Annotated in this window: 17 protein-coding genes; 4 read left to right on the forward strand and 13 right to left on the reverse strand. The window is 71.9% G+C overall.

Going from position 1 to position 26,900, the window contains the following annotated elements:
• Window positions 1-15 precede the first annotated feature (15 nt).
• Window positions 16-1,305, forward strand: coding sequence for an O-acetylhomoserine aminocarboxypropyltransferase/cysteine synthase family protein (locus ACWA7K_RS09340; protein WP_456167851.1), 1,290 nt, complete (start codon window positions 16-18; stop codon window positions 1,303-1,305).
• A 4-nt stretch (window positions 1,306-1,309) separates the two neighbouring features.
• Here the strand turns inward: ACWA7K_RS09340 and ACWA7K_RS09345 are convergent, their stop codons facing one another.
• From ACWA7K_RS09345 to glf, 9 genes are all read right to left on the reverse strand, one after another.
• Window positions 1,310-2,779 carry a TolC family protein gene (locus ACWA7K_RS09345; RefSeq protein ID WP_456167853.1) on the reverse strand — a complete coding sequence of 490 codons (1,470 nt, stop codon included), beginning with the start codon at window positions 2,777-2,779 and terminating at the stop codon, window positions 1,310-1,312.
• Window positions 2,780-2,894: 115 nt separating this feature from the next.
• The gene (locus ACWA7K_RS09350; RefSeq protein ID WP_456167855.1) at window positions 2,895-4,502 is read right to left on the reverse strand and encodes an HlyD family type I secretion periplasmic adaptor subunit; all 1,608 of its coding nucleotides are present in this window, start codon (window positions 4,500-4,502) and stop codon (window positions 2,895-2,897) included.
• Between the two features lie 42 nt (window positions 4,503-4,544).
• A complete protein-coding gene (locus ACWA7K_RS09355) occupies window positions 4,545-6,899 on the reverse strand; it encodes a type I secretion system permease/ATPase (protein WP_456167857.1) in 2,355 nt (784 codons plus the stop codon).
• A 200-nt stretch (window positions 6,900-7,099) separates the two neighbouring features.
• Window positions 7,100-7,414: a HepT-like ribonuclease domain-containing protein gene (locus ACWA7K_RS09360; protein WP_456167859.1), complete on the reverse strand. Its 315-nt coding sequence runs from the start codon at window positions 7,412-7,414 to the stop codon at window positions 7,100-7,102.
• A 35-nt stretch (window positions 7,415-7,449) separates the two neighbouring features.
• The gene (locus ACWA7K_RS09365) at window positions 7,450-7,740 is read right to left on the reverse strand and encodes a nucleotidyltransferase family protein (protein WP_456167861.1); all 291 of its coding nucleotides are present in this window, start codon (window positions 7,738-7,740) and stop codon (window positions 7,450-7,452) included.
• Window positions 7,741-7,821: 81 nt separating this feature from the next.
• Complete coding sequence (locus ACWA7K_RS09370) at window positions 7,822-9,042, reverse strand: glycosyltransferase family protein (RefSeq protein WP_456167863.1); 1,221 nt, start codon at window positions 9,040-9,042, stop codon at window positions 7,822-7,824.
• A 34-nt stretch (window positions 9,043-9,076) separates the two neighbouring features.
• Window positions 9,077-10,522: a hypothetical protein gene (locus ACWA7K_RS09375; RefSeq protein WP_456167865.1), complete on the reverse strand. Its 1,446-nt coding sequence runs from the start codon at window positions 10,520-10,522 to the stop codon at window positions 9,077-9,079.
• Window positions 10,523-10,559: 37 nt separating this feature from the next.
• Entirely contained in the window at window positions 10,560-11,546 is a 987-nt protein-coding gene (locus tag ACWA7K_RS09380; protein WP_456167867.1) for a hypothetical protein, read from the reverse strand.
• Window positions 11,543-12,727 (reverse strand): UDP-galactopyranose mutase, encoded by a 1,185-nt coding sequence (gene glf, locus ACWA7K_RS09385; protein WP_456167869.1) that lies wholly within the window; start codon window positions 12,725-12,727, stop codon window positions 11,543-11,545. The genes ACWA7K_RS09380 and glf overlap by 4 nt, the downstream gene beginning before the upstream one ends.
• 329 nt (window positions 12,728-13,056) lie before the next feature.
• On the opposite strand from glf, the gene ACWA7K_RS09390 reads away from it, so the two are divergent.
• From ACWA7K_RS09390 to ACWA7K_RS09400, 3 genes are all read left to right on the forward strand, one after another.
• Complete coding sequence (locus ACWA7K_RS09390; protein WP_456167871.1) at window positions 13,057-13,446, forward strand: DUF2946 family protein; 390 nt, start codon at window positions 13,057-13,059, stop codon at window positions 13,444-13,446.
• A gap of 87 nt (window positions 13,447-13,533) precedes the next feature.
• Complete coding sequence (locus ACWA7K_RS09395) at window positions 13,534-14,256, forward strand: hypothetical protein (protein WP_456167873.1); 723 nt, start codon at window positions 13,534-13,536, stop codon at window positions 14,254-14,256.
• Between the two features lie 105 nt (window positions 14,257-14,361).
• Window positions 14,362-14,817 carry a four-helix bundle copper-binding protein gene (locus ACWA7K_RS09400; RefSeq protein WP_456167875.1) on the forward strand — a complete coding sequence of 152 codons (456 nt, stop codon included), beginning with the start codon at window positions 14,362-14,364 and terminating at the stop codon, window positions 14,815-14,817.
• 28 nt (window positions 14,818-14,845) lie between these two features.
• Here the strand turns inward: ACWA7K_RS09400 and ACWA7K_RS09405 are convergent, their stop codons facing one another.
• From ACWA7K_RS09405 to ACWA7K_RS09420, 4 genes are all read right to left on the reverse strand, one after another.
• The gene (locus ACWA7K_RS09405) at window positions 14,846-16,798 is read right to left on the reverse strand and encodes an O-linked N-acetylglucosamine transferase, SPINDLY family protein (RefSeq protein WP_456167877.1); all 1,953 of its coding nucleotides are present in this window, start codon (window positions 16,796-16,798) and stop codon (window positions 14,846-14,848) included.
• 116 nt (window positions 16,799-16,914) lie between these two features.
• Window positions 16,915-17,241 (reverse strand): type II toxin-antitoxin system HicB family antitoxin, encoded by a 327-nt coding sequence (locus ACWA7K_RS09410; protein ID WP_456167879.1) that lies wholly within the window; start codon window positions 17,239-17,241, stop codon window positions 16,915-16,917.
• The gene (locus ACWA7K_RS09415) at window positions 17,231-17,479 is read right to left on the reverse strand and encodes a toxin HicA (RefSeq protein WP_456167881.1); all 249 of its coding nucleotides are present in this window, start codon (window positions 17,477-17,479) and stop codon (window positions 17,231-17,233) included. Before ACWA7K_RS09415 ends, ACWA7K_RS09410 begins: the two co-directional genes overlap by 11 nt.
• A gap of 695 nt (window positions 17,480-18,174) precedes the next feature.
• Entirely contained in the window at window positions 18,175-26,751 is an 8,577-nt protein-coding gene (locus ACWA7K_RS09420; RefSeq protein ID WP_456167883.1) for a beta strand repeat-containing protein, read from the reverse strand.
• Window positions 26,752-26,900 lie beyond the last annotated feature (149 nt).

Here is a 26,900-nt window from a genome sequence, read left to right on the forward strand (position 1 = left end):
CTTCCACATCGCACCATGGCCGACCACGCCTACAAGCCCGAGACGCTGGCGATCCACGCCGGCCAGATTCCCGACGCCGCGACCGGCTCGCGGGCGCTGCCGATCTACCAGACCACCAGCTTCGTGTTCGACAGCGCCGAACACGCCGCCAGCCTGTTCAACCTGCAGACCTTCGGCAACGTCTACTCGCGCCTGTCCAACCCGACCGTCGCGGCGCTGGAGGAACGGGTCGCCGCGCTCGAACACGGCCGCGCCGCGCTGGCCGTGTCATCAGGCATGGCGGCCGAGGCGACCGCGCTGATGACGCTGCTGCAGGCCGGCGACCATGTCGTCGCCGCCGGTGCGCTGTACGGCGGAACGGTGACGATGCTGGCGGTCAACCTGAAGAAGTTCGGCATCGAGACGACCTTCGTCGACGCGACCGACCCGCAGGCCTTCGCCGCCGCGATGCGGCCCGAGACCCGCGCGGTCTACGCCGAAAGCCTGGGCAACCCGAGCCTGGTGGTGCTGGACATCGCCGCCGTCGCCGACGTGGCCCATGCCCACGGCGTGCCGCTGATCATCGACAACACGGTGCCCTCGCCGGCCCTGTGCAACCCGCTGGACCTGGGCGCGGACATCGTCATCCACAGCGCCACCAAGTACCTCGGCGGCCACGGCACGACGCTGGGCGGCGTGATCGTCGAGGCCGGCCGTTTCCCGTGGGACAACGGCAAGTTCCCGGGCATGACCGAGCCGTCGCCGGGCTACCACGGCGTCAAGTTCTACGAGACCTTCGGCGACTTCGGCTTCTCGATGCGCTGCCGCATGGAGACCCTGCGCGTGCAGGGTGCCGCGCTGGCGCCGACCAGCGCCTGGCAGCTGCTGCAGGGCATCGAGACGCTGCACCTGCGCATGGAGCGCCACAACGCCAACGCGCTGGCGCTGGCGCGTGTCCTGCGCGACGACCCGCGCGTCGCCTGGGTCAACTACCCGGGGCTGGAAGACCACCCGCAGCACGCGCTGATGCAGCGCCAGATGCGCGGCGGCTCGGGCCTGCTCGCGTTCGGCGTGAAGGGCGGCATGGCGGCCGGCATCCGCTTCATCGAGGGGGCCCGGTTCATGAGCCACCTGGTCAACATCGGCGACACCCGCACGCTGATCAGCCACCCGGCCAGCACGACCCACCGCCAGCTCGACGAGGCGCAGCAGCGCACCGCCGGCGTGCTGCCCGACATGGTCAGGATCTCCGTGGGCATCGAGCACATCGACGACATCCTGTGGGACGTCGACCAGGCGCTCGACCAGGCCGCGCGCGGCGGCTGAGGCCTCAGCGGGCCGGTGGCACGCCGGCCAGTTCCGGCGCCACCCAGGGCAGCAGCCCGGCGCTGGCGTTGCGCAGCTGGGCCGAGGCGCTGAAGCCGTCGTGCAGCGCGTTGATGTAGGCGATGCGCAGCTGGTAGTGCTCGTTCTCGGCCGAGATCAGGTCGAACAGCGAGCGGCGGCCCAGCTTGGACCACTGCTCGAAGGTCGCGTTGCGCAGCTGGTCGCTTTCCTGCAGCACGCCGGCGTAGTGGCGCGCACGCAGGTAGGCGCTGCGGGCGGCGTCGTGGAAGGTGCCGATCGCCTTGCTGCGTTCGTTGATGCCCGATTCCATCGCGCGCCGCGTGGCCTCGGCACGTTCGCGGCTGGCGCTGGCGGCGGCGTTCACAGCGCCGCCGTCGTCCAGCACCATGTTGACCGCCACGCCCGCATTCCACGAGCTGGAGTTGACCTGCGCCTGGCGGGCCGAGTTGGCGCCGACCTGCCAGCGCACCTGCGGCGAGCCCTCGGCCGCATTGGCGCGCGACAGCCGGTCGAGCGCCTCGGCCTGCAGCCGCAGCGAACGGATCTCGGGGCTCTCGGGCACCTGGGCCAGCAGCGTATCCAGCGACGGCAGCTCGATCAGCGGCACACCGACGGCGCCCCACGGCGCGACGTTGTCGCCGACCACCTTGCGCAGCCGCGCATCGGCCTGGCGCAGCAGCGCCTGGACCTCGTCGCGCGCGATCTCGGCCTGCCGCACGCCCTTGCGGGCCTGGATCAGCTCGCTGTTGCGGCCCTTGTCGCGGGCGACGATCTGCTCGATCGAACGGGCCAGACAGCTCAGCTTGGCGACCTGCTGGCCGTGAACCTTGAGCTGCAGGCGGAAGCGGTTGCGGTCGATCACGGTCAGCAGCGCCTCGCGCACCGCGCGTTCGCGGGCATTGCCGATGCCCTCGTCGCTGGCCGAGACCAGGCGCTGGCGGTAGTCCTTCAGGGCATCGAGCCGACCGCCGTCGTACAGCGGCGCGGTCGCGTTGACACCGGCACTGCCGACGCCGCCGGCCGACTGGCTGCGCCCGGCGATCGTGCTCTGGCCGACGCCGACGGTGCCGTTGACGGAGATCTGCGGGCTGCTGCCGGCCTCGATCTGCTTGAGGTCCTGGCGTGCCGCGCGACTGCCGTGTTCGGCGCTGCGCACGTCGTAGCTGGCCTGGACGGCCTCGCGCGCCAGCGACGCCAGCTGCGTCATGCCGTCACCCTGGGCCGGACCGTCGAACAGCTCGGAGGCGCTGAAGGCCTGCGTGTCCGGCAGGGCCGGGCGTCCGGCCGGCGCACCGGCGACGGCATCGGCCTCGTCGCAATAGGCCTGCGCCAGCCCCGGCCCCCAGACCCCGATCGTGGCGACCAGGCTGGCGAGCGCCAGACGGCGCAGCGGCCAGCGGGCGGCCGTCGGCGTGGCAAGGTCGGGGTGGGACGGGCGGACTCGGATCGGCATGAACAGGCTCCTGGGCCGCACGAGGCGGCGTTTCGGGGGCGACTGTACGGATTTTCGCCAACCGGTCGGCCCGGAAAAGCGCCGTGAACGCGGCCCGCTTCACGAACCCGGCGGATCAGCGTTCGCGGAACGCCTCGGTGCCCTTCATCATGGGCTTGAGCAGGAAGTGCATCACCGAGCGGTCGCCGGTGCGGATCTCGATGCTGGCGGTCATGCCCGGCAGCACCGGCAGCGGCTGGTCGTCCTTGCCGCGCAGCGTCGCCGAGTCGGTGCGGATGCGGGCGCGGTAGTAGGTGTTGTCCGGCCCGGCCGCACGTTCGTCGCCAAGGGCGTCCGGGCTCAGATATTCGATCGTGCCCTTCAGGCCGCCGTAGGTGTAGTAGTCGTAGGCACTGAGCTTGACCTCGGTCTGGAGCCCGGCGCGGACGAAGCCGATGTCGGCCGGCTTGATGCGGGCCTCGATCAGCACCCGGTCGGTCAGCGGCACGATCTCCAGGATCGGCGCGCCCGGCCCGACGATGCCGCCCAGCGTGCCGATGCGGATGTTCTTGACGATGCCGCGCAGCGGCGAGGTCAGCGTGGTGCGGCGCAGCTGGTCGTCCTTGGCGACCTGCTGCTCACCGAGCTGGGCCAGCTCGGTGCGCACGCGCAGCAGCTCCGTGCTGGCGTCCTGGCGGAAGCGGTTGATGCGCTCCTGCAGCTGCATCTGCAGGTCGTTGCGCTGGCGGCGCAGCCGCATGACCTCGACGTCGGACATCAGGCCCTGGCTGGCCATCGACTCGGAAGTACCCAGCTCGCGATCGATCAGCCCGATGCTGCGGCGGATCACCGAGGCGGCCTCCTCCAGCAAGCGGCGACGGGCCTCGTAGGCCTCGGTCTCGGCGGCGACGACGCCGGGGTCGTTGCGCACGTCGGGCGGGAAGCTCAGCGGGCGGCCGTTGGCCTCGGCCGCCAGCCGCGCCGCCGTGCCACGCAACGCGACCTGACGGGCCTGGCCCTCGTTCTGGACCGCCGCGAAGCGGGTCGGGTCGAGCTGCGCCAGCTCCTGGCCGGCCTCGACCAGGTCACCTTCGCGCACATGCAGCGCACGCAGGATGCCGCCTTCCAGGCTGGCGATGACCTGCTCGCGCGCATCGGGCACGACCTTGCCTTCGGCCCGCGTGATGACGTCAACCTTGGCCAGGCTGGCCCAGGTCAGCGCGCTGGCGACGATCGCCGCCAGCAGCCACAGCGGCCACAGCGCGCCGGGCGTGGCCTCGACCGCGCGGGCGGCCTTCAGGCCCTGCAGGAAATCCTCGTCACCGGGCCGGACGTCGCCGAGGCGGTCCGGGCGGACGTCGTCCTTGTAGTCGCGCTCGGCGCTGTAGGCACCCCAACCGCGTTCGCCGGCACGTGGCATCGCCAGCCCCGGGGTCGCGCCGTCGTCGGACGGCATCGCGGTGCCGGGCGTGCGGCGTTCACCCCGGCGCAGCGCGGCGAGGTCGGCCTCCAGCCCCATCGCGGGCTCCTGTCGGACCTGATCGGTCGCGCGCCGGCCCGGGCCGTTGCGGCGCGTGCCGACCTGCGGGCGCTCGGCCCTGGACGGAGCCGGGGCGGCGTCCTGCGGCCCGGGCTTCGCCACGCCGTCGACCGGCTCGGCCACGACCTTGCGCCGCCACGGCGCACGCTGCGCCAGCGCGGCGAACCAGGCGCCGGGTTGCGGAAGGCTGAGCTTGAGGGCCATGACAGATCAGGTTCTGGGTCAGGGGCTGGGTCAGGGTCAGGGTCAGGACACGACGCTGAACGGCGGCCGGCCGGCGTGCGCAGCCTGGCCCATGCCGCCGGGCGGGCCGACGTAGATGCCGGTGTTCAGCGCCCCGGGCGTGACGCCCTGCGCCGGCAAGGCGGCACCGGGCTTCGGACCGCCGGCCAGGGCCTGCAGCACGGCCTGCTTCGGGCCGTCGATGACGACCTTGCCGCCGTCGACCACGACGATGCGGTCGACCAGTTCGAGCAGCGCCGGCCGGTGCGTCACGACCACCAGCGTGCGGTCGCGCACCAGCGGGCGCAGCTGGGCGATGAACTGCATCTCGCTTTGCGCATCCATCGAGCTGGTCGGCTCGTCCATCAGCAGCACCTTCGGGCTGGTGACCAGGCAACGCGCCAGCGCCACCAGCTGGCGCTGGCCGCCCGACAGCATCCGGCCGCCCTCGCCCACCGGCATCTCGATGCCCTGCGGATGGGCCGCCGCGACGCGGTCCAGCCCCGTCAGGCGCAGCACGTCGGCCAGCGTGGCGGTGCTGGCGTGGGCCCGGCTCAGCAGGATGTTGTCGCGCAGCGAGCCGCGGAACAGCCGCGGCTCCTGGGCCACGAAGCCGACCTGGGCGCGGTAGTCGGCCGGGTCGATCTGGCGCAGGTCGATGCCGTCGACCTCGGTGTAGCCCTCGGTGGGCAGGTAGAGGCCGCCGAGCAGGCGCAGCACCGTGCTCTTGCCGCTGCCGATCTTGCCGAGGATGGCGACACGTTCGCCGGCCTCGATGCGCAGGTTCACGCCCTTGAGCACCGACGGGCCTTGCGTGGTGCCGCCGCTCGCGTTGCTCTGGCTGTAGGCGAAGGCGACGTCGCGCAGGCCGACCTGGCCGGCGATGCGCGCGCGCGGCAGGTAGCCGTGCGCCGGGTCGCGTTCGCTCGGCTGGGCCATCAGCTGGTCGAGCATGCGCAGCGCGGCGCGCGCGCCCTGGTAACGCGAGGCCAGGCTGACCACGCCGCCCAGCGGCGCGACGACCCGGCCGGCGAACATCACCGCCGAGATCAGCGCACCGGCCGTCAGGTGACCGTCGGCGATCAGGTGGACGCCCCAGACCAGCATCACGACGGTGATGATCTGCTGCGACACCATCGTCAGGTTGTTGACCCAGCTCGACAGCGCACGGGCCTTCAGCGCGGCCTGCGCGGCCATCGCGTTGCTTTCCTCGTACTGGCGCTGGAAGTGGCCCTGGGCACTGGCGGCGCGGACCGTCTCGATGCCTTCCATCGACTCGATCACGATGCCCTGCATGTCGGCCTGCTGGCGCTGGTTGGCGGTCGAGGCCTTGCGCAGCACGTGCTGCACGCCCACGGTCAGCGCCAGGATCAGCGGCACGGCCACCAGCAGCACGACCACCAGCGGGCCGCCGACGAACCAGATCATCGCGATGAACAGGAAGATGAACGGCAGGTCGCTGATCGCCGACATCGTCGCGGAGGTCGAGAAGTCGCGCACCACCTCCAGCTGCGCCAGGTGATGGGCGAACGAGCCGGACGACTCGGGCCGGTGCTCCAGCCGCACCGACAGCGCCTTGCGGAACAGGATCGCGCCCAGCGCCAGATCGGCCTTCTTGCCGGCCTGGTCGATCAGGTGGCTGCGCAGCTGGCGCGAGATCAGGTCGAACACGATCGCCAGACCGGCACCGGCGGCCAGCGACCACAGCGTCACGAAGGCCTGGTTGGGGATCACGCGGTCGTAGACGACGGAGGTGAACAGGCCGATGAACAGCATCAGCACGTTGCTCAGCAGCGCCGCCAGCATCGCGCCGCGGTAGTACGGCATGAAGCGGCGCAGCGTGCTCCAGAGCCAATGGCCGCCCGGGTTGATCAGGTCCTCCTCGGCGCGGCGACGGCCGGTCAACGGCGCACCCAGGCGCGGCGTGGCCATCAGCACATGGCCGGAGTACTCGGCCTGCAGCTCGGCCTCGCTGGCCAGCACCTCGACCGGCGCACCGCCGGGCTCGCCGGCCGGCATCAGCATCCGGTAGGCAACCTGCTGGCCGCGCACGACCCGCTCGACCAGCACGCAGGCATCGCCATTGCGCAGCAGCAGGATGGCCGGCAGCAGCAGCGCCAGGATCTGGCGCGGCTCGCGCTCGACCACGCTGGCGTTGAAGCCGGCGGCATCGAGCACCCGCACCGCCAGCGGCGGCGTCAGCGTCTGCGCGATGCCCAGGCCGTCCAGCAGCGACTGCGGGGTGCGCTGCACGCCGTGGTGGCGGCACAGCCAGAGAACCGCGCCCAGCAAGGCGTCGTCTGCGCTGTCGACGGCGGCACCGCCGCCACCGGACGCGTAGGCGTCGGGGACGTGGGCGTGGGCAGCGGCTGAGGTCATCGTGTGCGGTCGCGGATCTCGTCTCGTTCGACGCGCCGGCTTCCAGCCGAGCGCGCCGGGCTCGCCCGATCCGGGTCCGCCATGCCCGACTGTCGCCCAGGGTGCTGCGGCGCAGCGGGTAGAAAAGGGGGTGGCGAGGGGGGCTTCTCGGGGGCGGGGGACAGCGACCGCCATCCGGTCCGCGCCTCGGACCTGCCCGATCAGCCGATCGGTGGCAGTTCGTCGATGTGGGCGAGCAACGCTGGCAAATCCCGCGTCACCGTCGTCCAGACCAGGTCGAGCTGGACCTCGAAATAGCCGTGGGCGATGCGGTTGCGCATCCCGCGCATGGCGCGCCAAGGCCACGCCGGATGATTCGCCACGAAGTCCGGATCACGTTCCATCAACTGCGTGGCGGCCTCACCCAGGATGACCAGGCTCATCAGCACCGCACGCTGCGTGCGCAGGTCGCCATCGAAGGCCGCTCGATCGAGACCGTCCAGGAATCCGCATGCATCCCCTGCTGCCTGGCGCATGTGCGCCAGATGGTCGATCGTGCGGTAGGCCGCACTCACACGGGACGAGCCTCGGAAAGCACCGACGCCCGGAAGCTCTGGGGCAATTCCAGCGGGGTGAGCAGATCGACCTTCAGTCCCAGCATCGTTTCGAGTTCGACCTGGAGAGCCCCAAGATCGAACAGAGAAGCGTCCGGCTGGACGTCGATTAGCAGATCGAGATCGCTGCCTTCGTGGTCGGTTCCATGCACCACCGAGCCGAACACCCTCGGGTTGCTCGCACGATGCCGCGCCACCAGCATGCGCACGGCCACGCGTTGGCGATCAAGGACGTCGGAGGGCTTCATGGCAAGGTGAATCGGACAGCAGGCACGGAGGCATGAAGCATACGCGCCGACCCTCGACCCTGAACAGCACACCGCCGCCCCTCACATCCCCGCCAGCACCTTCTCGATCCCGTCGACCACGCGCGGGTAGCCGGAGTGCTGCATGACGTCGCGCTGGACCGCCTCGATCAGCTTGCGGCGCTGGCTGGCGTGGCGCGGGTTGGCGAAATGGCGGACGCGGTCGTGCAGCTCGTCGGGCGTGGCGTAGCTGATGTCGGCGTGTTCACGGGTCAGTTCGGGCAGGCCGGGACGGCGGTCGGTCAGGCACAGGCCGCCGGCCATGAAGACGTCATGCACGCGGTTGACCACCGCATGGTCGAACTGCAGCGAGCTGATGTTGATGCTGCAGGCGCTGGCGCGGTAGATGCCGTGCACGGCGGCGTCGTCGTAGACCGGCGGTTCGTGGCGGATGCCGTGACCGAGCGTGGCCTGGCGGTCGACCCGGTGCAGGTAGGCCGGATCGCCGCCGTAGACGGTGACATCGGTCATGCCGGCCGCTGCGGCCTGTTCCAGCAGGCGACCGCGGAATGCCATCGTGCGCAGGTTGCACTGGCCGCGCAGCCAATGCACATAGGCCTGGCGCGAGACCGCCACGTCGCTGGCATCGGGCATGCCGCTGAAGGCCGACAGGCTGCGGTCGACCCACGGCAGCAGTGCCGGATGCAGGGCGGTGTCGAGCTGCGCGCTGCGCTGTTCGAGCAGGCCCGACAGCAGCTGTTCGAGCGAGGCATTGGCCATGCGCGGCTGGTAGGACCACGGCAGCGCGTGGCCGACGAAGCTGGCGCCGTGGCGGCACTCGGCGGTGTCCAGCGGCGTGGTCGGCGCGAACTCGCTGGCGTGCGGCACCCAGGCCGCATGGCCGATGCCGACGGCGGCCAGCGCGCTGACGCTGTCGGGCTCGATGCACAGGTGGGCCGAACGGCCGGCGACCCGTTGCCAGGCCCGCAGCCGCGACTGCGCGGCCTCGAAGCTCAGGCCGCCGAGCAGCGCGTCCTGGTGCAGGAACACGAGGCGGCCGGGGAAGTCCTCGAAGAAGTGGCCCGCACGGCCTTCGGCACGTTGCTGGATCACGTTCGAGCCGGCGCTCGACAGGTAGACGGCGCCCGTCTGGCCCTTCAGGAACTCGGGGAAGGTGGTCGTGTTGAAGCCGGCCGGCTTGACCAGCATCACCTCATGCCCGCGCCGCGCCAGTTCCGAGCCGAGCGCCCGGGCGATGCGGGCATAGATCGGCGTGGGGGATTCTTCGAGGTAGATGACGGGCATGGGCGGCGGTGGAACGGTTCGGGTGGGGCCGGGGTCAGGCGTCGTCGAGTGCGTAGTCCTCGCGGGCGACCCGCGCCAGCGTGCGTTCGGCCAGGCTGGTCTCGACCTTGCGCAGCACGATGCGCAACAGGTCCGGCGTGGCCGTCCGGGTCGGCAGGCCCTGCGCATCCAGCGCCAGCACCGCATCGACCGCCAGGCGGTGGCGGAACCAGCCGCTGCGCCAGAAGGCGTCCGTCTGCGCCGCCAGGCGTTCACGCGCCTGGGCGGGGCTCAGGCCGGCCACACGCAGCACCAGCACGCCGCCAGGCTGCAGCAGCGTCAGGGCATGGTCGAAGGTGCGGCGGGTGGCGACCGATGCGTCCAGCACCTGCTCGCCCAGGTCGACCTGCGCATGGCGACCGGCCTCGCGCGCCAGCAGCGCGGCGAGCGCCGCATCGCCGGCCGGATCGGCCGCGAGCGACACCGTCACGTCCGGCCGCCAGGCCGCATCGGCCGACAGGTTGAGCCAGCCGTGGCGATGGCCCTGGTGCGCCATGTCGGCGTTCAGGCGGTCCGGCGCGGCACGCGGGGCGCGGCTGGCCTGCGCCTGGGCGACCTGCTCGACCAGCGCGTCGAAGGCGGACCACTCGGCGCCCAGGTCATGGCGGCGATGCGCGTCCAGCCCGGCCTGCAGGCGCTCGAACAGCGCCGGCTGGTTCCAGTGGCCAGGGCCGAAGACATCGGCGCTGCGATCGGGGCTGACGCACAGCAGCGTCTCGCGCCACAGCGGGTCGATGCGGGTGACGTCCGGCAGTTCGGCGATCACCGGCGTGCCCAGCGCCATCGCGCCCATCGCGATGGCAACGTCCGGGCGGCCGTCGGGTGTCTCCGGCAGCAGCAGCACCGCACGGGCGTTGCGCACCAGCTCGTCGCGCTCGGGCCCGTGCACGGCGGCGTCCATGCGGGCGACGCGCACGCCCAGCGCCTGCAGGGCCTGCAGGCGTTGGACGCGCCAGGGTGTCAGGCGACCGATGTGCAGCAGCTCGATCGCACGGTCCGGCAAGGGCCGATCGGGACGGGCATCGTGGCCGTGCGCCAGCGCCGCGACGGACGGATGCAGCGCCGCGACGCGCCCCACCGCGACCGCCGCGTGCATCGGCAGGTTGGCGGCATCGAGTTCGAGCACCGGCATCTCCTGCAGCAGCCGCAGGTAATGCGGCGACAGCGGCGACACCAGCGAGGCGCCCTGCCCCAGCGGCTCGGCATTGACCAGCACGCAGGCCGCATCGGACCAGGCGGCCGGATCGACCGCGCGGTGCGCGCCGATCACGAGGTTGACCGCGTCGTCGCGCAGCCGGTTCTTGGCCAGCGTGACGGGGCCGCGGCCGGACTGGTGCAGGGCCGCGCGCAGCATCAGTGCGAGGTCCAGGCCAGCGAGGGCCTGCAGTTGTTCGGCTGGTCGGCCGGCGGGCTGGACGACGCAGAGGTGGATGGCGGGCATGCGGGCTCCGGGGCGGACGTTCGGGCGGTCGGTCAGATCAGGCAGCGCGCAGCTCGCGCTTCAGGCGCAGGCGCGCCTCCAGCGTCGCCAGCAGCACATGCACCTCGTCGAAGAAGACCTCGCGCTGGCCGGCGATCCACTGGCGGTAGGGCTCGAAGCGCTGGCTGAGCGTGTCGTAGTCGCGCAGGGCGGTCTCGATGCGGCGCAGCACCAGCGGCACGGCCATCGCCTGGCGCTCGTCGAACTTGAAGCCCGGCGGCAGCGGCAGGTCCTCGTCGAAGGCGGCACTGCCCTGGGTGCCGGTGATGACCACGCAGCCGCACAGCGCGGCCTCACGCGGGATGCGGTCACGGCCCGGGTGCGAGCCGAAGTCGATGTAGACCTTGCTGCGGCCGAGCAGGCTGGCGACCTCCACCGGCGTCATGTTCTGGATCGGCACCCAGCGGAAATGCGCCGGTGCGGCGGCCATCAGCGCGCGGGTGAACTCCAGCCCCTTCTTCGGGTTGAAGGCGACGATGTCTTCCTTGACCGAGCCGCGCACCGCGTTGGCGCGGTCGACCAGTTCGTCGCGGATGTAGTCGGTCAGCATCAGCGCGTCGAGCCCCTGGTCGGTCAGCCAGCGGCGGGCGTATTCGGACTGCGCCACGTGCACGACCTGCTGGGCCGGGTCGAGCACGAAGTCGAACGGGCTGGCCGCGTCCGGTGCCGGCCGGGCCTGTTCGGCGAAGTTGCGGAAGTGGTCGACGCTGAGCCAGCTCAGCACGCGGGTGGCGTGCTGCAGGCCCAGCAGCGCGGGGGCGGTGGTCTCGGCGGCGATGACGACGCTGTCGGGCGTGTCGGCCACGCGCAGCGCGGTGCGCGGCGCGTACATGCGGAACACCGGCGGGGTCGGATCCGGGTGGCCCTCGGGCGCGTAGACCATCGCCATGTCGTAGCCCAGGCGCTGGCCGGCGTCGACCAGCTGATGCAGCGCCTCGGGGCCGCCGGTCACCGTGGTGGCCGGGCAGAGCACGTGGACCTTCATGCGACGGTTTCCTCTTGACGGGACGGGGAGGCGGCGGAGGGCGTGGCCGGCGCCGTCTGCTCATGGGCCAGCTCGGCGATCAGTTCCTCGCACGCATGCAGCGCGGCGGCGACGACCTGGTCCATGTTGTAGTAGCGGTACTGGGCCAGCCGGCCGACGAACAGCACGCCCTTGCCGCCGACCGATTCGGCCTCGGCCATCGCCTGGTACTGCTTGAACAGCGCCTCGTTCTCGGCCGCCGGGATCGGGTAGTACGGGTCGCCCTCGTCGGTCGGGAACTCGCGCACCAGCGACGTGCCGCTGTGCGCCTGGCCGGTCAGGTGGCGGAACTCGGTCTCGCGGGTCCAGGCGTGTTCGTTGGGATGGTTGACCGTGCCCACCGGCAGTTGCAGCGTGTCGACATCGGCCACGTGGCGGTGCTCGAAGCGCAGCGAGCGGTAGGGCAGCTTGCCCAGCACGCAGCCGAAGTACTCGTCGATCGGGCCGCTGTAGACCAGCCGGTCCCAGCCGTCGACGGCGTCGTCCTGACGCAGGTCGCGCCAGTCGGTCGACAGCTGCACGCGGATGCGCGGGTGGTCCAGCAGGCGCTCGAACAGCTTCGTGTAGCCCTCGGCCGGCATGCCCTGGTGGCGGTCGGTGAAGTAGCGGTCGTCGTCGTTGGTGCGGGTCGGGATGCGCGCGGCCACGCCGGCCGACAGCTCGCTCAGGTCGCGGCCCCATTGCTTGCGGGTGTAACCGCGGAAGAACTTGTCGCACAGCTCGCGGCCGACCGAGTTCAGCACCACGTCCTCGCTGCTGCGCATGCTCTCGCGCGGCTCGCGCACGCGCTCCAGGAAGGCGGCGGCGCCGGCCTCGTCGAGGTCCAGGCCGTAGAGCGTGTTCAGCGTCGTCCGGTTGATCGGGATCGGCACCAGCTTGTCGTCCACCGAGGCCAGCACGCGGTGTTCGTAGGCCCGCCATGCGGTGAAGCGCGACAGGTAGTCGAACACCTTGTCGCTGTTGGTGTGGAAGATGTGCGGCCCGTAGCGGTGCACCAGCACGCCGTGTTCGTCCAGGTGGTCGTAGGCATTGCCGGCGATGTGCTCGCGGCGGTCGACCACCCGCACGTCATGACCGGCCTCGGCCAGCTGGCGGGCACAGGTGGCCCCGGCGAATCCGGCTCCGACGACGAGAAAACGCATGCTGAGGCTCCAGGCTGGGACGGTCGATTCAGGTTCGTGGCCCGCACGGCTGGCCGCCGCACGATTCACGCATCACTTTTCACTTTTCACTTTTCTCAGCTGGGACTCTAGGCAGCCCCGCGCGCGGCGAAGGCCCGATATCGGCCCGGTCTGGCCGCCATTTCGGCGCTGGCGGTGGCACGCCGACCGGGAACTGAAGGGCGGCACGCGCCCCGGTGTGTCGATCCGGTCACGCCCGGCGAGCTTTTCGCGCCGGGCGGTTGATCACCATCAAGCGCGTGATCGGCAAGCCGGATCGGGCCTCCTAGACTGCGCCGGTGAACATTCGGATGCGATTCACCGTCTGGCTGACCTGCCTGGCGCTGCTCTGGGGCGGCGCGATGGCGGGCTGGGGTCAGCTCGCGCTGGCCGCACCGGGCGCCTCGATCGACCTGCTGGCCGACTGGTGCGCGAGCCCGGCCGACACGCTGGCAGTCGACACGTTCAAGGCCGACACCCGCATCACCCCGCAGACGCACGGCGGCGAGCTGCAACTGCACGCCAAGGTCCATTGCGACCTGTGCGTGGTCGCCGCCGACCTGCCCAGCCCGCCTGCGCTGAAGGTGCCCTCGCAACTGCCGGCCGTATCGGCGGGCTGGCGTCCGACGGCCGGATCGCCGGTCGCCGGCCTGCTGCCCTGGCAGCGACCACAGTCACGCGGACCTCCGGAACGGGCCTGAAGCCCGCCGTCGTTCGACGGCCCCTTCAGGACGGCGAGCCCGCATGACAGGGCTGGCCGCCCCCCCTGCGCCTTCCGGAGTCCCGACATGAATCACCTACTCGGCCAGCACGGCCTTTCCAGCATCCAGGTCTCGCCCTGGTCGACCCTGGCGCCTGCCGCCGCCACAGCGCACCGCCTGCACGCCTCGCCCCGCCCGGTCGGCCACGGCCCGGTCCTGCCCGCAGCCCTGCCGACCCGCGTGTTCCTGGCCGCGGGTCACGAGCTCGACACCTTCCGCGCCCTCGCCCTGCCCCACGTCGTGTTGTCGGGCGTCGCGCTCAGCCGTCGCCCGTCCGACGCGCCGGAGGACCTGCAGCTGCTGCAACGCGGCGACCTGGTCGGGCTGGACGCCCTGCAGCGGCGCGCCGGCGAACGCCGGATCCATGCGCTGGTCGACTGCGAGCTGGCGCCGCTGCGCCGCATGAACGACGCCGAATGGCGCGAACTGCTGCTGCATGCGCTGCTGCGGCGCGAGTCGCAGCCCGGTCTGGCCAGCCTGCGCGTGGGCACCGTCGGCGAACGGGTGCGGCGGATGCTGCTGCTGCTCGGCGATGCCGTCGAAGGGCCGGCCGTGCTGGAGCTGCCGCCGCTGGCGACGATTGCCGCCGTCACCGCCTCGACCCACGAGACCGCCTGCCGCGTGGTCTCGCACTTCCGCCGCACCGGCCTGATCGAGGACGCCGGCCCGCGCCGGGTCCGGCTGATGCCCGGCCTGCAGCTGTCGGCCGGCGAACTGCCAGGCGGCGTGACCCGCAGCCGGACGCGGTGAACGTCCGCGCGCCGTGATCTTCCTCAAATGAGAAGCAGGGCCGGCTTGACGAAAATGAAAGCGCACCGCGTTCGTCGCGGCCGATTCGACTTGGAGACAACCCACATGGACCGTCGCACCCTGATCCAGACCGCCGCCAGCTCGGCCACCGCAGCCGCCCTGGCCGCCTTCGCCTCGTCGGCGTCGTCACAAGCCAATGACCCGCATGCCCACCACCATCACGGCGGCGGCATGAACGAGTCGCTGATCGCCTCGGCCGTCGCTTGCCTCAGCACCGGCGAGGCCTGCCTGGCTCACTGCCTGATCCTGCTGGGCAATGGCGACAAGGAGATGGCGGCCTGCGCGCAGTCGGTCAACCAGCTGCTGGCGATCTGCAACGCGCTGCACAAGGTCGCGATCCAGCAGGGCAGCGCCCTGAAGGACCTGGCCCGCGTCGCGGCCAAGACCTGCGACGAGTGCGAGAAGGCCTGCCGCAAGCACGCCAGCAAGCACGCCGAATGCAAGGCCTGCGCGGACGCCTGCGCCGACTGCGTGCAGGAATGCAAGGCGGCGATGGCCTGAGGCCCGGCGCCCGGGTTCAATGCCCGGTTCAGTACCCGCTCGGGCGGCGCAGCGCGCCGGACATCGCGTCCTGTGCGCCGCCCAGCTGGCTCTCGCGCCACAGCGCGACCCAGATGGCTTCGAGGTTGCGCGTGTAGCCGTCGATGTCGAGCAGCGCGCTGGTCGGGCGGGCCTCGGCCAGCTTGCGGCGGCAGTCGGCCAGTTCGGCCGGCTGCTGGCCCAGGCGGATCGCCAGCGCCTCGTAGTCGGCCACGCTGTGCGTGACCAGTTCGGGCAGACCGGCCGCGTGCAGCAGGCTGCCCGCCACGCGTGACGGGAAGGACTGGCCGCTGTAGGTCAGCACCGGCAGGCCCGCCAGCAGCGCATCCGACGCGGTGGTGTGGGCGTTGTACGGGTGCGTGTCCAGGAACAGGTCGGCCTGGCGATAACGCGCCAGATGGTCTTCGACGCGCGGCACGCGCTGCGCGAACACCAGCCGGTCCGGCGCGATGCCGGCGGCCTGGGCGGCCGCGCGCAGGTTGTGCTGCGAGGCGGCGCTGCGCGACATCAGCCACAGCACGCTGCCCGGCGTGGCGGCCAGGATGCGCATCCAGGTCGCGAACATCGGCGGCGAGATCTTGTAGTCGTGGTTGAACGAGCAGAACACGACGCCGGTCTCGGGCAGGCCGCATTCGGCGCGCGTCGGCGTGCGCTCGGCGATCTCCAGCCCGGCGGCGGCCGGCAGGTAGTTGTCGGGCAGGTAGACCACCCGCTCGTCGCAATGCTGCTGGTGCTCCGGCGGGATGACGTGGCGGTCGGCCACGATCACGTCGATGTGCGGGTTGCCCAGCGTGCCCGGGTAGCCCAGGAAGTTGACGTGCACGGGCGCGGGCCGCTCCGAGAAGATCTCGTTGCGCGAATCGGCCGTGTAGCCGGCCAGGTCGATCGCGATGTCGACCTCCAGCGCCCGCATCAGCCGGGCGATCTGCGGCGCGCTGAACGGCCGGGCGTCGATGAAGCGGTCGAAGCTGGCCTGCATCCGGCCACGCAGCCGGCTGCCGTCGTCGATGCCCAGCGAGATCGCGATGGTCTCGAAGCGGCGGCGGTCATGGCGCTCGAACACGCCGGCCATCAGGTGGCCGACCGGGTGCTCGCGCAGGTCCGGCGAGACATAGGCGATGCGGATGCGGTCATGCCGGTAGCGCTCGCCGCGCCACAGCGGCTCGCGGGTCGGGTAACGCTGGCGCGAGAACAGCTGCGCGGCACGCTGGTGATCGGCCGCGTCGTCGGTGACGGCCATCAGAGCGAGCGACTTGCAGGTGCGCTTGCCAGCGCGCAGGCCGTCGACGATCTGCGTCTTCAGCGCGTCGAAGCCGGTCCAGTCGCAGCGGTGCAGGCGCTCGTAGAGCAGCATGCCCGGGCCGTAGTCGTAGTCGGGGTTGATGGCGAGCAGGCGCTCGAACATCGCGGTCGCTTCCTCGCTGCGCTTGAAGTCGGTCAGCAGCACGGCGCAGTTGGCCAGCGCGGTCTCATGCTGCGGCTTGATCGCCAGCACCCGCTCGAAGCGCGCCAGCGCCTCGCCGTGGCGCAGCATCTCGCGCAGCAGCACGCCGGAGTTGATCAGCACCTCGGTGTAGTCCGGCTGCAGCACCAGCGCCCGGTCATAGCTCGCCAGCGCCGCATCGCGCTCACCGGCACCCTGCAGCGCGGTGGCGTGGGCGAACCACAGCGGCGCGTAGGTCGGCACGCGCTGCACGGCCTGTTCCAGCAGGACCCGCGCGGCCGCCATGTCGGGCTTCTTCAGCAGGATCACCGCCAGCGAATACAGCGCGGCCGGATCGGCCGGCTGATCGACCAGATAGGCCTTCAGCAGCGCCTCGGCCTGCTCGACCTGCCCGGCGTTCTGCAGCGTGATCGCCTGGATCAGGCGCTCGCGCGGGTCGGCCTCCGGGGCCGTCTCAGCGGTCTGGGGGCGGGCTTCCAGGGTGTCGGTGTCGGACATGAGAACGCTTCTTTCCAACGCACGACAGGTGCGCCGATCACCCTCGATGTTGGTCCGGCGGGCGACGGCCGAAGCGCGAAAAACGGCTGGGGGTGCGGGCCAGTTCGGTGCTTGGGTCAGGCGTCCGACAACTTCAGGCTGACCAGCCGGTTGAGGCTGACCCCCTGCTCGGCCGCCTGCACGACGAGGCGCCGGTGCTGTTCGGGCGGAATGCGGACCCGGAACTCGCCGCTGTAGTGCCGTTCGGCAAACGGCTGCGGCACGTCCTCGCCCCGCTCGCCCATGTCCGCGACCACCTCGGCCACCAGCCGCCGGATCCCCGCCAGCGCCGCCTCGGGCGTCGCATCCAGCCACGACAGCGACGGGAACTCCGCGCACAGACCGACATGCTCCTGGTCGTCGGCGGACCAGGTCAGGCGGTAGGTGTAGTGGTCAGTGTTCATGGCGATCCTCCTTCAGCTTGTCGATGGCCTGCAGGACCTGCCGGACCTGATAGGCCTTGGCCATGCCCCGGTCGTTCTGGATGTTCACGCGCGGATCGCCCGGCCACGGCGTCCTGAAGACCATGTGGCTCGATCCCGATTGGCGTGGCAGGCCGAAGAAATGGATGCAGACGCGGACGAGATCCGCATGGCGAACGCCGCGAGGCGCGCGCCGCATGTGTTCGATCAGGTCCTTCAAGGCCGGCTCCGATGGTGTCATTAATGGAACCATCTTTCAAGCTGACCGACGCTGCGGCCGACGCGTTGAGCGATGCAGCGCACGGACCCTTCCTGCACGCCGGATCGGACCATCGGCCGACCCCACCAGACCCACCATCCCGCTGAGGTGGGATGCGATACCGGAATCCCCCAGGAAGAACGCCCCCGACCTGACGTTCACGACCCGCCGCCCTCCAGCGGCGCTGGCCCGGTGGGCCGCCGTTGCGCAACCGCGTTGAACGCGCCCGTTGGCCACGACCCCGTCGGACACCCAAGGTGTCCGACCTACCGAACACATCCACGCGCCATTCACCGCACCACGCGCTGCCAACCTTCGGCGCATTTCCGGTAGGTCGGACACGTCCCGTGTCCGACGGGCTGGCGCCGATGGGCCGCCGATCGGCAACCGTGTTGACCGCGCCCATCGGACACCGCAGGCGTCCGATCGGCCGAAGACACCAACACGACCTTCACTGCACCAGATCCCGCCGCCCTCCGGCGGCGCTGGCCCGGTGGCCACCAACGGCGACGCCGCGCCGCCCCTGGCCGGTGCTCCCTTGCGGCGGGCATCGGACCAGGGGACGGGGACGCGGCGTTCGGATGGGCCGCTGCCGGGGGCCGTTCTGTGACGGCCCTCCGGCGGCGGCGGTTCCCTTCGATCGGGTCAGGTCAGGATCAGATCAGCGGCGTGTTGCGCAGCTGGTCGTCCAGGGTGCTGTCGGGCGTGGGCAGGATGACGGCGGCGTGCATGTCGGGCAGCGGCGTGGCGGCGGCGGTGTCGACGGCGGCGGTGGGGCCGCTGTCGGCGTTGCCGGTCGCCGGCTGCTGCAGCAGGGCGTCGGGCGCCTCGACCAGCACGTCCTGCAGGCTGACCGGCACGCTGGTCGACGTGGCGGCGTGGGCCGCCGCGTCGGCGCTGGGGTCGGCGGCGCCGGTCTGCTTGGCGAACCACACGTCGGCCATCTGGTGCGACTGGCCGTCGGCCGTCTGGTAGCTCGACGTCAGGCCCAGCAGGTTGCCGTTGTCGACCGTCTGGCCGGACACCGCATGCAGGTCCATCGAGACGATGCCCAGGTCGGCCAGGCTGCGCAGCTCGCCGGTGTCGGTGACGCCGTCGGCATCGCGGTCGACCCAGACCTTCAGCTCGCCGAAGGCGGCATCGGACTGGCTCAGGCGGCCGTCGTGGTTGCTGTCCAGGTCCGCCATGGCCGCGTAGCCGGTGCCGGCGCGCTGGCCGCTGGCCAGCTGGGTGCCGGCGCCGAACAGCTCGCGGCCGTCGTTGATCTGGCCGTCCGCGTTCAGGTCACGGACCAGCAGGCCGTCGTTGCCGCCGACCCAGCCGGTGCGCTCCACAGTGCCGCTGGCGTCGACGTCGAAGGTCACGCCCTGGGCCGCCGAGACGGTCTGGATGCCGTTGCCGTCGAGGTCCAGCACGATCGGGGTGGCCGCGATCATGGCGTCGATCTGGGCATTGCTCAGCACCGCCACGTCGGTGGTCTCGAAGGCGGCGATCTGCGCCGTCGACATCGCGGCGATGTCGGCGGTCTGCAGCGCGACCACCTGCTCGGTCGTCAGCGCGACGATCGCGTCGGTCGTCAGGTGGCCGATCTGCGTGGTCGTGAAGGCCACGATCTGGTCGGTCGTCAGCGCCTGGATCTGCTCGGTGCTGAAGGCCGCCACGAGGCTGGTGTGCAGGGCGGCGAAATCACCCGTCGTGATCGCGGCGATGTCGGTGGTCTCGAGCGCCTGGAACTGCGTCGTCGACAGCGCGTTGAACTGCGCGGTCGTCAGCGCCACCATGTCGTCGGTGCTCAGGGCCACCAGCTGGTCGGTCGTCAGCAGCGAGACCTGCGTGGTCGACAGGCCGGCGATCTGGGCCGTCGTCAGCGCGTCGATCGCGTCGCTGGTCAGCGCCTGCAGCTGGGTGCTGGTCAGCGCGTTGAGCTGCGCGGTCGTCAGCGCGGCGGCCTGTTCGGTCGTCAGCGCGGCGATGGCGTCGGTGCCGAGGCCGGCCAGCGAGGCGGTCTTGATGGCCGCCAGATCCTGGGCCTCCAGGGCCTGGACCTGGTCGGTCGTCAGCGCGCCGATGGCGGTCGAGCCGAGCGAGCCCACCTGCGTGGTGGTCAGCGCGGCGATGTCGGCGGACTCGATCGCGGCGATCTGGTCGGTGCTCAGGGCCGCCAGCTCGCCGGTGGTCAGCGCGGCGACCTGGCCGGTCGTCAGCGCGGCGATCTGGTCGCTGCTGAGGGCGCCGATCTGCGCGGTCGTGAGGGCACGGATCTCCGCCGTCGTCATCGCGGCGATGTCGTCGGTGGCGATGGCGCCCACCTGGTCGGTCGTCAGCGCGGCCACCTGGGCGGTCGTCAGCGCGGCGATCTGGCTGGTCGTCAGGGCCTCGATGGCATCGGTCGTCAGGCCTTGCAGCGCGCTGGTGCGGATGGCCACGAGGTCGGCCGTCTCGAGCGCCTGGACCTGGTCGGTCGTCAGCGCACCAAGCTGGGTCGAGCTCAGGGCCGCCGCCTCGGCGCTGGTCAGCGCGGCGATCTGGGCGGTGCCGAGGGCGGCCACCTGGTCGCTGCCGAGGGCGGCCACCTGGGTGGTGCTCAGGCCGGCCACCTGGCTGGTCGTCAGCGCGCCGATCTGGTCACTGGACAGGGCGGCCAGCTGGCTGCTGCCCAGGCTGCGGACCTGCGCGGTGCCGAGCGCGGCGATGTCGTCGGTGGCGATGGCCGCCACCTGGGCGGTCGTCAGCGCGCCGACCTGGGCGGCCGTCAGCGCCGCGGCCTGGGCGGTGGTCAGGGCGACCACGCCGTCGGTCGTCAGGCCCTGCAGCGCCGTCGTCTTGATGGCGGCCAGGTCGGCGGTCTCCAGCGCCTGGACCTGGTCGGTCGTCAGCGCGGCCACCTGGGTCGACGTCAGCACGGCGGCCTGCGCACCCGTCAGGGCGGCGATGCCGGCGGTCGACAGCGCGCCGATCTGGTCGGTGCCCAGCGCGACGACCTGGGCGGTCGACAGGCCGGCCACCTGGCTGGTCGTCAGAGCGCCGATCTGGTCGCTGGTCAGGGCGCCAAGCTGGGTCGTGGTCAGGCCACGCAGCTGGGTGCTGGACAAGGCGGCCAGGTCATCGGTCGCGATGGCGGCGACCTGGGTGGTCGTCAGCGCGGCAATCTGGGCCGAGGTCAGCGCGGCGGCCTGGGCGGTGCTCAGGGCCTCGATGCCATCGGTGCTCAGGCCTTGCAGCGCCGCCGTCCGGATCGCGGCGAGGTCGGCGGTCTCGAGCGCCTGGACCTGGTCGGTCGTCAGCGCACCCAGCTGCGTCGAGCTCAGGCCGGCGGTCTGCACCGCCGTCAGCGCGGCGATGTTGGCGGTCGACAGCGCGCCGATCTGGTCGCTGCCGAGAGCGGCCAGCTGGGTCGTGCTGAGGCCCGGGACCTGCGCGGTGGTCAGCGCGGCGATCTGGTCGGTCGACAGGGCACCGAGCTGGGCGGTGGTCAGCGCGCGGATCTGCGCCGAGCCCATCGCGGCCAGGTCGTCGGTGGCGATGGCGGCCACCTGGGTGGTCGTCAGCGCGGCCACCTGGGTGGTCGCCAGCGCGGCCACCTGGGCAGTGGTCAGCGCATCGATCGCGGCGGTGCCGAGAGCCTGCAGCGAGGCGGTGCGGATGGCGCGCAGGTCATCGGTCTCCAGTGCCTGGATCTGGTCGGTGCCGAGGGCGCCCAGCTGCGCGGAGGTCAGCGCCGCTGCCTGCGCCGTGTTCAGCGCGGCGATGTTGGCGGTCGTCAGGGCGGCGACCTGGTCGCTGCCGAGCTGGCCGATCTGGGTGGTGCTGAAGCCGGCCACCTGGGTGGTCGTCAGGGCCGCGATCTGGTCGGTCGACAGGGCGCCAAGCTGCGCGCTGGTGAAGGCCCGCACCTGGGCCGAACCCAGCGCGGCCAGGTCATCGGTCGCGATGGCGGCGACCTGGGCGGTCGTCAGCGCCGCCACCTGGGCCGAGCTGAGCGCTGCTGCCTGGGTGGTCGTCAGGGCGTCGATGGCGGCCGTGCCCAGCGCCTGCAGCGAGGCGGTGCGGATGGCACGCAGGTCGGCGGTCTCCAGCGACTGGACCTGGTCGGTCGTCAGCGCGGCGACCTGGGCCGAGGTCAGCGCCGCCGCCTGCGCGGTGGTCAGCGCGGCGACGTCGGTGCTGCTGATCGAGGCGATCTGGTCGGTCGTCAGCGCGGCCACCTGACCGGTCGTCAGCGCGGCGATCTGGGCCGAGCCGAGGGCGGCGATCACGTCGGTGCGCAGGGCTTGCAGCGCGGCGGTGCGGATGGCGGCCAGGTCGGCGGTCTCGAAGGCCTGGATCTGGTCGCTGGACAACGCGGCCACCTGGGTCGACGTCAGCGCAGCGGCCTGCAGCGAGGTCAGCGCGGCGATGTTGGCGGTGCCGAGCGCGGCGATCTGGTCGGTGCCGAGGGCGGCGACCTGGGCGGTGCCGAGGGCGGCCACCTGGGTGGTCGTCAGGGCGCCGATCTGGTCGGTGCCAAGGGCGCCGAGCTGGGCGGTCCCGAGCGCCCGCACCTGGGTCGCGCTCATGACGGCCAGGTCATCGGTGGCGATGGCGGCGATCTGGGTGGTCGTCAGCGCCGCCACCTGGGCAGAGGTCAGCGCGGCCACCTGGGCGGTCGTCAGCGCGACGATGCCGTCGGTGCCCAGGCCTTGCAGCACGCTGGTGCGCAGGGCCCGCAGGTCGGTGCTCTCGATCGCCTGGACCTGGTCGGTCGTCAGCGCGGCCACCTGGGTCGACGTCAGCGCGGCGGTCTGCGACGAGGTCAGCGCGGCGATGTTGGCGGTCGACAGCGCCGCCACCTGGTCGCTGCCGAGCGCGGCGATCTGGGCGGTGCCGAGGCCGGGGATCTGGCTCGTCGTCAAGGCGCCGACCTGGTCGGTCGTCAGCGCGGCGAGCTGGCCCGTGCTCAGGGCGCGCAGCTGGGCGGTGCCCATCGCGGCGAGGTCATCGGTGGCGATGGCGGCCACCTGGGTGGTCGTCAGCCCGGCCACCTGGGCGCTCGTCAGCGAGGCGACCTGCGCGGTGCTGAGGGCCTCGATCGCATCGGTGCCGAGGGCCGCCAGCGCGGCGGTGCGGATGCCGCGCAGGTCGGTGGTCTCGAGCGCCTGGACCTGGGTGGTCGTGAAGGCGCCGACCTGGTCGGAGCTGAGCGCGGCGGTCTGGGTCGAGGTCAGCGCGGCGATGTTGTCGGTCGTCATCGCGGCGACCTGGTCGGTCGTCAGCGCGGCCACCTGGCGGGTCGTCAGGCTGCCGATCTGGTTGCTGGTCAGCGCGTCGATCTGGCTGGAGCCCAGCGCGGCGATCTGGTCGGTGGTCAGCGCGCGGATCTGCGCGGTGCCCATCGCGGCCAGGTCATCGGTGGCAATGGCGGCGATCTGGGTGGTCGTCAGCGCCGCCACCTGGGCGGAGGTCAGTGCGGCGACCTGGGCGGTCGTCAGCGCGTCGATCGTGTCGGTGCCGAGGGCCTGCAGCACGCTGGTGCGGATGGCACGCAGGTCGGCGGTCTCGAGCGACTGGATCTGGCCGGTGGTCAGCGCGGCAATCTGGCCGGAGGTCAGCGCCGCGGTCTGCGCCGAGGTCAGCGCGGCGATGTGATCGGTGCTCAGCGCGCCGATCTGGTCGCTGCTGAGGGCGGCAACCTGGGTGGTGCTGAGGCCACCGATCTGGCCGGTGGTCAGCGCGCCGATCTGGTCGGTCGACAGGGCGCCGAGCTGGCTGGTGCCAAGGGCGCGGATCTGGGCCGAGCCGAGCACGGCGAGGTCATCGGTGGCGATGGCGCCGACCTGGGTCGACGTCAGCGCAGCCACCTGGGTCGAGCTGAGCGCAGCCGCCTGGGCGGTCGTCAGCGCCTGGATTGCATCGGTGCCGAGCGCCGCCAGCGCGGCGGTGCGCAGCGCCCGCAGGTCGGCGGTCTCGATCGCCTGGACCTGGTCGGTGCTGAGCGCGGCGGCCTGGGCCGAGCCGAGCGCGGCGACCTGGGCCGAGGTCAGCGCGGCGATGTTGCCGGTCGACAGCGCGGCGATCTGGGCGGTGTCGAGCGCGGCCACCTGGCCGGTCGTCATGCCGGCGATCTGGCTGCTGGTCAGCGCGCCGATCTGGTCGGTCGACAAGGCGCCGAGCTGGGCGGTGGTCAGCGCGCGGATCTGGGCCGATCCGAGCACGGCGAGGTCATCGGTGGCGATGGCGCCGACCTGGGTCGACGTCAGCGCCGCCACCTGGGCGGAGGTCAGCGAGGCGGCCTGCGCGGTCGTCAGCGCCTCGATCGCATCGGTGCCGAGGGCCGCCAGCGCGCTGGTGCGGATGGCGCGCAGGTCAGCGGTCTCGATGGCCTGGATCTGGTCGGTGCCGAGGGCGGCCAGCTGGGTCGACGACAGCGCGCCGGCCTGCAGCGAACCGAGCGCGGCGATGTTGTCGGTGCCGAGGGCGGCCAGCTGCGCGGTCGTCAGCGCGCCGATCTGGGCGGTCGTCAGGCCGGCCACCTGGCTGGTGTTCAGGACCGCGATGGCGTCGGTCGACAAGGCCTGCAGCGCGGCGGTGCGGATGGCGCGCAGGTCGGCCGATTCGAGGTGCTGGACCTGGTCGCTGCTCAACGCGGCCACCTGGGCGCTGCTGAGCGCGGCAGCCTGCGACGAGGTCAGCGCGGCGATGTTGTCGGTCTGCAGCGCCTGGATCTGGCCGGTGCCGAGTGCGGCGATCTGGTTGGTGTTCAGGCCGGCCACCTGGCCGCTGGTCAGCGAGGCGACCTGGTCGGTGCCAAGTGCGGCGATCTGGGCGGTGGTCAGCGAACGCACCTGCGTGCTGGTCAGCGCGGCGATGTCGTCGGTGGCGATGGCGGCGACCTGGGTGGTCGTCAGCGCCGCCACCTGGGCGCTGGTCAGCGCGGCGATCTGCGCGGTGGTCAGGGCCTCGATGCCGTCGGTCGTCATGGCCTGCAGCGCGGCCGTGCGGATGGCGCGCAGGTCGGCGGTCTCGAAGGCCTGGACCTGGTCGGTCGTCAGCGCGGCGACCTGGGCGCTGGTCAGCGCGGCGGCCTGGGCACTGGTCAGCGCGGCGATGTTGGCGGTGCCCAGCGCCTGCAGCTGGTCGGTGCCCAGCAGCGCCAGCGCGCGGGTGCTCAGGCCGGCGGCCTGGGCGCTCGACAGGGCGGCCAGCTGGTCGGTGGTCAGCGCGGCGATCTGGCCGGTCGTCAGCGCGTTCAGCTGGGCACTGCCCATCGCGCCGAAGGCGGCGGTGCCGAGCGACTGCAGCTGGCCGGTCGTCAGCGCCGCGACCTGGGCGTTCGACAGGCCGGCGGCCTGGGTCGAGCTGAGCGCGGCGATGCCGTCGGTGCTCAGGGCCTGGATGGCGGTCGAGGACATGCCCCGCAGATCGGCCGACTGCATCGCGGCGATCTGGTCGGTGCCGAGCGCGGCGACCTGGCTGGAATTCAGGGCGGCGACCTGGCGGCTGTTCAGCGCCACGATCTGGTCGGTCGTCAGTGAACCGATCTGGGCGCTGCCGAGCGCGGCAACCTGCTGCGAGCTCATGCCGGCGACCTGCGCCGTGCCGAGCGAGGCGATGCCGTCGGTGCTGAGGGCCTGGACCTGCGAGGTGCTCAGGCCGGCGACCTGGGCGCTGGTCAGCGCGGCGGCCTGGTCGGTCGTCAGCGCGCCGATCGCGGCGGTGCCGAGGTTGCGGACCGAGGCGGTGCGCATGGCCTGCAGGTCTTCGGTGGTCAGGGCCTGGACCTGCGCGCTGCCGAGCGCGGCGGCCTGTGCGGTGGTCAGCGCGGCGGCCTGGTGGGTGCCCAGCGCGGCGATGTCGTCGGTGGCGATGGCGGCGACCTGGGTGGTCGTCAGCGCGCCGATCTGGGCGCTGGTCAGCGCGGCGGCCTGTTCGGTCGTCAGCGCATCGACGCCGGCCGTCTGCAGGCCGCGCAGCGCGGTGGTGTTGAGGGCACGCAGGTCGGCCGTCTCGACCGCCTGGACCTGGTCGGTGGTCAGCGCGGCAATCTGCGCGCTGCTGAGCGCGGCGGCCTGGGCGGTGGTCAGCGCGGCGATGTCGTCGGTCTCGATCGCGGCGACCTGGCTGGTCGACAGCGCGGCAATCTGGCGGGTCGCGAGGTGTTCGACCTGACCGGTCGTCAGCGCGGCGATCTGGTCGGTCGACAGCGCCCGGATCTGGCTCGTCGAGATGGCCTGGATCTGGCTCGTCGTCAGCACCGCGACGTCGTCGGTGCCGATGGCGGCGACCTGCGTGGTCGTCAGGCTGGCGACCTGGCCGGAGGTCAGCGCGGCGACCTGCTCGGTCGTCAGCGCCTCGATGGCCGAAGTGCCCAGACCGCGCAAGGCGGTGGTGCGGATGGCGGCGAGGTCCTGGGTCTCGAAGGCCTGGACCTGCGCCGTGCCCAGCGCGCCGAGCTGGGTCGAGCTGAGCGCGGCGGCCTGGTTGCTGGTCAGCGCGGCGATGTCGTCGGTCTCGATCGCGGCGACCTGGCTGGTCGACAGCGCGGCAATCTGCTGGGTGCGCAGGCTGCCGACCTGTTCGGTGGTCAGCGCCGCGACCTGCGCGGTGCCGAGGGCCGCCAGCTGCGTGGTCGAGATGGCCTGGACCTGCGAGGTGGTCAGCGCGCCGATGTCGTCGGTGGCAATCGCGGCGATCTGCGAGGTGGTCAGCGCGCCGACCTGGCCGGTGGTCAGCGCGGCGACCTGGTCGGAACTCAGCGCGACGATCGCGTCGGTGCCCAGCGAACGCAGCGCGGTGGTGTTGATCGCGGCGAGGTCGGCGGTCTCGATCGCCTGGACCTGGTCGGTGCTCAGCGCGGCCAGCTGCTGGGCCGTCAACGCGGCGGCCTGTGCGGTGGTCAGCGCGGCGATCGCGGCGGTGCCCAGGGCCCCGATCTGCGTGCTGGTCAACGAGGCGATCTGCGCGGTGGTGAAGCCCGCGATCTGGTCGGTGGTCAAGGCGGCGACCTGGCCAGTCGTCAGCGCCTGCATCTGGCGGGTGTTGAGGCCACGCAGGTCCGCCGTCTCCATCGCGGCGATGGCGTCGGTCGTGATCGCCGCGAGGTCAGCGGTCTCGATCGCCGCCACCTGCGTCGACGACAGCGCCGAGATCTGTTCGCTGGTGAACGCAGCCCAGTCCTCGGTCGTCAGGGCGGCGATCGAGCGGGTCGACAGGCCGGCGACCTGGGAAGTGGTGAGTGACGGGACGATGGTGGCCATGGACTTTCCTGCGTTGACTGGGCGGTGAGCGGCTTGCCGAAGATCGGATAAACCTGAGTGCTCGTCGGGATATCGCCTACGGTGCCGGAAACTTGAGGTGGTCCATCGACCGAAATGAGGCACCTCCGACCGGCACTTTCGAGACGGTG

This window comes from Leptothrix mechoopdaensis (SeqCode) (assembly GCF_053893855.1).